Origin of the sequence: Streptomyces sp. CC53, assembly GCF_001865245.1 — a bacterium.
Lineage (GTDB): Bacteria > Actinomycetota > Actinomycetes > Streptomycetales > Streptomycetaceae > Streptomyces.
In genome coordinates this window covers 58,983-65,438 of sequence record NZ_MKXB01000157.1, presented here as the reverse complement: position 1 = coordinate 65,438, position 6,456 = coordinate 58,983, and the positions used below count along the sequence as shown (strand labels likewise).

The 6,456-nt window shown below is 76.8% G+C and carries 5 protein-coding genes; 2 read left to right on the top strand and 3 right to left on the bottom strand.

The window, feature by feature from the left end; translation table 11 throughout:
* Positions 1–151 precede the first annotated feature (151 nt).
* Positions 152–724: a GNAT family N-acetyltransferase gene (locus BJP40_RS18065; RefSeq protein WP_071281245.1), complete on the bottom strand. Its 573-nt coding sequence runs from the start codon at positions 722–724 to the stop codon at positions 152–154.
* On the bottom strand, positions 721–2,952 hold the full coding sequence (locus BJP40_RS18060) for a penicillin acylase family protein (protein WP_071281244.1): 2,232 nt from the start codon (positions 2,950–2,952) through the stop codon (positions 721–723). Before BJP40_RS18060 ends, BJP40_RS18065 begins: the two co-directional genes overlap by 4 nt.
* A 247-nt stretch (positions 2,953–3,199) precedes the next feature.
* Between BJP40_RS18060 and BJP40_RS18055 the strand changes: the two genes are divergently transcribed.
* Both BJP40_RS18055 and BJP40_RS18050 read left to right on the top strand, forming a co-directional pair.
* Positions 3,200–4,231, top strand: a complete 1,032-nt coding sequence (locus tag BJP40_RS18055) for an SCO1860 family LAETG-anchored protein (RefSeq protein WP_107416806.1) — start codon at positions 3,200–3,202, stop codon at positions 4,229–4,231.
* Positions 4,232–4,317: 86 nt separating this feature from the next.
* Entirely contained in the window at positions 4,318–5,037 is a 720-nt protein-coding gene (locus BJP40_RS18050) for a leucine-rich repeat domain-containing protein (protein ID WP_175499856.1), read from the top strand.
* Positions 5,038–5,175: 138 nt separating this feature from the next.
* Here the strand turns inward: BJP40_RS18050 and cobC are convergent, their stop codons facing one another.
* Positions 5,176–6,324: an Rv2231c family pyridoxal phosphate-dependent protein CobC gene (gene cobC, locus BJP40_RS18045; protein ID WP_079169055.1), complete on the bottom strand. Its 1,149-nt coding sequence runs from the start codon at positions 6,322–6,324 to the stop codon at positions 5,176–5,178.
* Positions 6,325–6,456 lie beyond the last annotated feature (132 nt).

Below are 6,456 nucleotides of genomic sequence, written 5' to 3'. Positions count from 1 at the left end.
TCGCGTGCCTTCCCGGGGCCGCGTGGCCCGCCCCGCCTCAGTCCCGTCGGTGCCGCCCGCGGTGTCCGCCACCGGGCACCGCCAGGGGAGGGCCGTACAGGGGCGCACGGTCACGGCGGCCCCCGGGTTCACCCCGGGCGGGCCCGCGGGGTCAGCTCGTGCCCTTGCTGAGGAAGGCCAGCCGGGCCCGCTTCTCCGGCAGGTGCACCTCGGGCAGGACCACCTCCGGCAGGACCACCTCCGGGCCCAGTGCGAAACCGCTGCGGACGAGCAGCGCGACGGCCTTCTCGTTCGCCGCGTCCGGCTCGGCCACGATCCGCTCGTGGTCCGCCAGCGCGTACGCGGAGAACACCTGCACGAGACTGCTGGAGAACCCCGGTTCCGGTGCCGCCGCGGGCGCCAGCAGCAGGTGCACGCCGAGGTCGCCGGGGCGGACCTCGTAGCACTCGCCGACCCGGTCGGCCTCCGGCTCGTACGTCTGGAACAGCGCGACCGGCACGCCGTCGCGCTCCACCAGGAACGCGTGGTGCGTCGTCAGCGAGTCCAGGTGCGCGTAGATCTCGCGGACCTCCTCCAGCGTCGCTCCCTGCATCCCCCAGAAGCGGGCCCGGTCCTCGCTGACCCAGGAGTGCAGCAGCGGGGCGTCGCGGTCCGGGACCACGGGCGCGATCCGGACGGTGCCGAAGCCGTCGACGACCTGCTCGAAAACGGTGGTGGTGGTCATGCGGGTTGCTCCTTGCTGAGGCGGTTCCAGTCGGTGGTGACGGGTACCAGGCCGCCGCGCAGCCACAGCGGCAGCTGGTCCCGGTGGTGGGGGGCGCCCGGCACGCCGGAGGCGCCGAACGGCACGACCCACAGGCTGTCGTCGCGGCGGGCGAGGTCCCACACGTAGCGGGCGGCCGGGCCGCGCGCCGAGCGGTCCGTGAGGCCCGGCACGCTGGAGGTGGACAGCACGCAGTCCTGGTCGCCGTCCAGGCCGGGCCACCGGGGCTCGTCCTCCGGGTCGGGCACGGCCGCCCACGGGGCGAGCCGGTGGCTGGCTCCCCAGGGCCCCTCCGGCGGGGCGGCCGCGACCTCCTCCAGCGCGTCGCGCACGGCGCCCTCCCGGTCGGCGGGCGGCACGGGACCGCCGGTCAGCAGCGTCTCCAACGCGTACGCGACCCGCGCCGTCAGCGACAGCCAGGGCTGGAACAGCGCCGGGTACGCCGGAGGCGCGGCGAGGCCCGCGAAGACCGGGTGGGCGGCGACACGGCGCACCACCGCGGCCCGCACGGCGGCGTAGTGCGCGGCGTCGACGCTGTCGGCGTCCATGCGGCGGTCCCAGCGCAGCAGCCGGTCCCGCAGGGCCGCGGCCGGCGGGGTGAGCGCGGCGGCGTCGAGTCCGGCCGCGAGCGCGAGCAGCGGGCGGGCGGAGGCCAGCTGCGTGTCGGTGAGCACGGCCCGCATGCCGGCCGCGTCCCAGTCCCGCGACGCGCCCAGCAGCTCGGCGATGCGACGGGCGCGGTGCGGTGGCGCGAACTCCACGCCGAGGGGCGCGGCGAGCCCGCGCTCGTTCGCCATGACGGCGACGCCGTCGACGGCGGCCCGGGGGAGCGGCTCGCGCAGGCCGCTCCAGGCGTGGCGCGGCTCCCAGGCGGGCACGACCCGCAGCATGTTGGCGCGGTCCCGCACGGGGACGTGTCCGGCGACCCGGTGCAGGGTGCCGCCCAGGGTGTCGGCGGCCTGGACGACGTTCACGGGCTCCACCCACCGGTCGACGGCCCGGTCGACGTCGTCGACGGTCGCCGCGGCGAGCAGTGCGGGCAGTGCGGCGAAGCCGAGGTCACCGGTGACGCGGGGCGGGTAGCGGAGGCTGATCGCACCACCGGCGGGTGGCGCGCCGCCCCCGCCTGCACCGCCCGGCTCCGCGTCCCCCTCCCGGTCCGGGAACGCCTCCGCGGGCGGGCCCGCGGCCGTGCCGGACCCGGACCCGGGCCCCGTGCAGGGCCCGGTGGCGGGCGCGAGCAGCGCGGTGCCCGTGGTCTCCGCGGGCGCGCGGACACCGGGGTCGGGGATGATCACCGGTCCGCGGTCGGTCTCCACGACCTCCACCGTGACGGGCGCCGCGCCCTTGACCTCGACGGTCTCCGTGTGGGTGCGTGCGGGCCGCCAGCCGTCCGGCCCGAGCGCCTCCACTCCGCCGTCGACGGTGCGGCGCAGCTGCTCCCGGTACAGGTCCTGGTAGTCGGCCATGGCGTTGGTGATGGCCCAGGCGACCGTTCCGGTGTGTCCGAAGTGGGCGAGGCCGGGCACGCCCGGCACGGCGAGGCCCACCACGTCGTACTGCGGGCAGGCGAGCCGGATCTGCTGGTAGACGCCGGGGGCCTCGATGAACCGGTGCGGGTCCCCCGCGACGACGGCGGAGCCGGTGGCGGTGCGCGCGGCCGTGACGAGCCAGCCGTTGCTGCCGGAGGTGCCGGGGCCGTCCGTGGCGAAGAGCGCGGCGGAGTCGTCGCCGAGGCAGCGGGCGACCTCCTCCCGCCACAGCTTCGTGGGGAAGCCGGCGAAGAGGATGTGCGTCGAGAGCCACACCGCGAGCGGCACCCACGGCTCCCACCCGCCCGGTTCGAGCCCGGTGCGGGCGAACTCCGGGCTGCGGCGGGCCCCTTCGGCGAGCCCGGCGTTGACCCCGTCGACGTAGGCGCCGACCCAGGCACGGGTGTCGTCGTCCAGCCGGTCGAAGCAGCGGCGCGCGGTGTCGGCGAGCCGTGCGCGGCGGGCGAAGACGTCCCACTCGACGGCGTCCGGGCCGAGGAAGGCGGCGGTCGTCCCCTGGGTGCGGTGCCGTTCGACCTCCAGCTGCCAGGCCCGGTCGTGGGCGGTGGTGCGGCCCTGGGCGCGGGCGAGCTCACGCGGGTCGTCGGCGCGTAGATGCGGGATGCCCCAGGGGTCCCGGTAGACCTCGATGCTCACTCTAGTCCTGATCTCTTTAGGTTAGGCTGACCTAACTTAAGGGACGGTTGTTCGAGAAGCAATCCAGGGAATGCGAACGCCGGGGCGAAGATGACCCTTTGGAGTGAACTCCCTTTGCAGGTAACCCGGTTCACCCGTCCGGGGGGTCAGGATTCCCGGTGTCCCACGTCACCGCCCCAGGGTGCACACACGTCCCGTGCGCATCCGTGCGGTGACCCATGTCCTTCCCGTGGGGGGATCCACCACCGTGTACCGCACCACCGCAACCACCCGCCGCCGCACGCCCGCCGCCGCGGCCGCCCTCGCCCTCGCCGCGCTCGCCGCCGCTCCCGCCGCGCACGCGACGCCCCCGTCCCCGTCCCCGGGCCAGGAGGGCCGCGCCGGCGCCGCCGTCCTGCGCACCGCACTCGACGTGGACCTGCTCGACAAGACCGCGCAGATCCCCGTCCGCGCCACCCTCAACGAGGTCGAGGCGCCCGCCGCGGCCGAGAAGACCGCGCTGACCGTACGAGTCGACGGCGTCGACCGGGGCAGGCCGGTCAGCCTGCTGCGCGCCGACGCGGCCCAGGCCGAGGCGACGGCCGACGCCCGCCGCGCCGAGGCGTCCGTGACGCTCGCCCGGGCCCGCGTCCACCTGCCCGGCCTGCCCCTGCTGTCCCTCGTCCAGGCCGAGAAGGTCACCGCGAGAGCCGTCTGCGAGGCCGGCGCCCGGCCCGTGGCCGAAGCGAACCTGCTCGGCCGGGTCACCGTGCTCGGCAAGCGCGTCACGGTCACCCCCGGCGGTCGCAGCACGGTACGGGTGCCCGGCGTCGGCGAGGTCGTCCTGGACCTGTCCGAACGGACCACCACGTCCACCACGGCCGCCGCCACCGCACTGCGGCTGAAGGTCGCGGTGAACCCCCTCGACCTGAACGTCGCCGACGTACGCGGCGAGGTCACCCTGGCCGAGGCCCACTGCACCGCGCCCGGCGGGCAGGGCGCCTCACCCGGGCCCTCGACCCCCGCCGACCGGCCCGGACAGCCCGCGACCCCCGCGGACCAGGCGCCCGCGGCGCCCGCCGGACCGGACACCGCGGACCCGTCGGAGCCCTCCGCGGCGACCGGCCTGCGGGTCCAGACGGAGGGCGCGGCGCCCGCCCCGGCCACGGAGGCCCTCGCCGAGACCGGCGCGGACTCCCGTGCCCCGTACGTCGTGGCGGGCGCCGCGGCCCTCCTCGTGGCGGGCGCCACCTCCCTCCTCGTCGCCCGCCGCGCGGCCGCCAGGGGAACCCGAGGCTGACGTCGGGCCCGCGGCGGCACCGGGCCGCCGCGGGCCCCGTACGCTGCCGACGGCCCACGCAGCAACCGCCGCCGGGGAGGCACCGCATGACCGCAGCACTGAACCTCTGGCAGCGAAGGCTCGGAAGGGTCCCGGACACCGTCTGGGAGCACACCGCGCTCGAGGTGCTCATCCTCGCGGACAACGACCTCACAGAACTCCCGCCCGCCGTCGCGAGGTTGCAGCGCCTCCACACCCTGGACCTCGGCCACAACCGGCTCACCTCGGTGCCGGACGCACTCGGCCGCCTTCCCGCCCTGACCGCGTACCTCTACCTGCACGACAACCGGCTCACCGAGCTGCCCGACTCGCTCGGCGGACTGACCGGCCTGCGCTACCTCGACATCGGTGAGAACCGGCTCACCACGCTCCCCGGCACGCTGGCCCGGATGACGGGCCTGGTCGAACTGCGGGCCGAGCACAACCGGCTCGGAGCGCTCCCCGACGGCCTCGGCCGGCTGTCCCGGCTCCGCGAACTGCACCTGCGCGGCAACGCCCTGACCGGGCTGCCGGACAGCGCCGCGGACCTCACCGAGCTGCGCCTGCTCGACCTGCGGGACAACGCCCTCGGAGAGGTCCCGCCGGCCCTCGCCGGACTGCCCCTGCTGCGCCGCCTCGACCTGCGCGGCAACCGGCTCCGCACCCTGCCCGACTGGCTCGCCGCGCTGCCGGCGCTGGAGAAGCTGGACCTGCGGTGGAACGCCGTCGACCCGTCGGCCGCCCCGGTCGGCGCCCTGACGGAGCGCGGCTGCGTGGTCCTGACGTGAGGGGACGCGGCGGCCCCGACCCCGAGGCCGACCGGACAGGCACGGGAGGGGCGCCCCGTCCCGGGGCCCTACGGGCGAGCCGTCGCCGCGGCCACCGGCGCGCGGCTCCGCCACGGCCCCCGCGAGGCGCCGTGCCGTTCAGACACCGGAGCGGCCACCCGCGCCCGGGCCCGCGCAGCCCGCCATCACCAGGGCCTGGTCGAGAGCCTGGAGGAAACGGTTCGTCGTGGCGCGGTCCCGGACCGCCAGGCGCAGCCACTGCGGCCCCAGCCCGGGGAACGTGTCGCCGCGCCGCGCGGCGAAGCCCAGGTCCCGCAGCCGCTCCCGCACGACGTCCGCACCCTCGACCCGGATCAGTACGAACGGCCCCTCGGCCGCCTCCACCGCCCGGACCTCCTCGAACTCCGCGAGACCGGCCATCAGGTGGGCCCGCTCCACCTCCACCCGCCGCGCGGCCTCCTCCGCCTCCGCCAGCGCCCGCGGCGTCATGCACGCCTCGGCCGCCACGAGCGCCGGCGTCGACACCGGCCACAGGGGCTGCGCCCGCTCCAGCGCGGCCACCGTCTCCGGCGCCGCCAGCACATAGCCGACGCGCAGCCCCGCGAGGCCCCAGGTCTTCGTCAGGCTGCGCAGCACCACCAGACCCGGCAGGTCCGTACGGCCGGCCAGCGCCTCGCGCTCACCGCGCACCGCGTCCATGAACGCCTCGTCGACCACCAGCGTGCGCCCCGGCCTGGCCAGTTCGGCGACGACCGCCGCCGGGTGCAGCACCGACGTCGGGTTCGTCGGGTTGCCGACCACCACCAGGTCGGCGTCCTGCGGCACCAGCGCGGGATCCAGCCGGAACCCATCCTCCTCGCGCAGCAGCACCCGCCGCACCTCGTGCCCCGCGTCCCGCAGGGCCGCCTCCGGTTCCGTGAACTGCGGGTGCACCACGACCGGCCGGCGCACCCGCAGGGCCCGCGCCAGCAGCACGAACGCCTCCGCGGCGCCCGACGTCAGCAGGACGTTCCGCACCGGGAGGCCGTGCCGTTCGGCGACCGCCGCCCGCGCGGCCCGCCCGTCGGGGTAGGCGGCCAGGCCGGTGAGGGAGTCCGCGATGCGCTGCCGCAGCCACTCCGGCGGGGTGTCCGTACGGACGTTGACGGCGAGGTCCGTCAGCTTCTCGTCCCGTACCTCCGCGTCACCGTGGTGCCGCAGGTCGAAACCGCGGCGTTCCGGGCCCGCGCCGTGCCGCGCGTCGCCGGAGCCGGGGAACTGTCTGTCACTGTCTGCGTGGGTGTACATGGCCGCCTGTGGGGATGGGGGGGACAGTGGGGGGTGAGCGCGGCGGACCGACGGCGTCGGCGGCCCACCACGAGGGCCCCGGCTCCGCTTCGGGGCAGCGGAGGGACGGGAGCCGTGGTGTCTGGGGCAGCG

What these genes read in the sequence shown, in the direction of transcription:
- BJP40_RS18065 (WP_071281245.1), bottom strand. Translation starts at nt 724, where the DNA reads ATGACCACCACCACCGTTTTCGAGCAGGTCGTCGACGGCTTCGGCACC.
- cobC (WP_079169055.1), bottom strand. Translation starts at nt 6,324, where the DNA reads ATGTACACCCACGCAGACAGTGACAGACAGTTCCCCGGCTCCGGCGAC.
- BJP40_RS18050 (WP_175499856.1), top strand. Translation starts at nt 4,318, where the DNA reads ATGACCGCAGCACTGAACCTCTGGCAGCGAAGGCTCGGAAGGGTCCCG.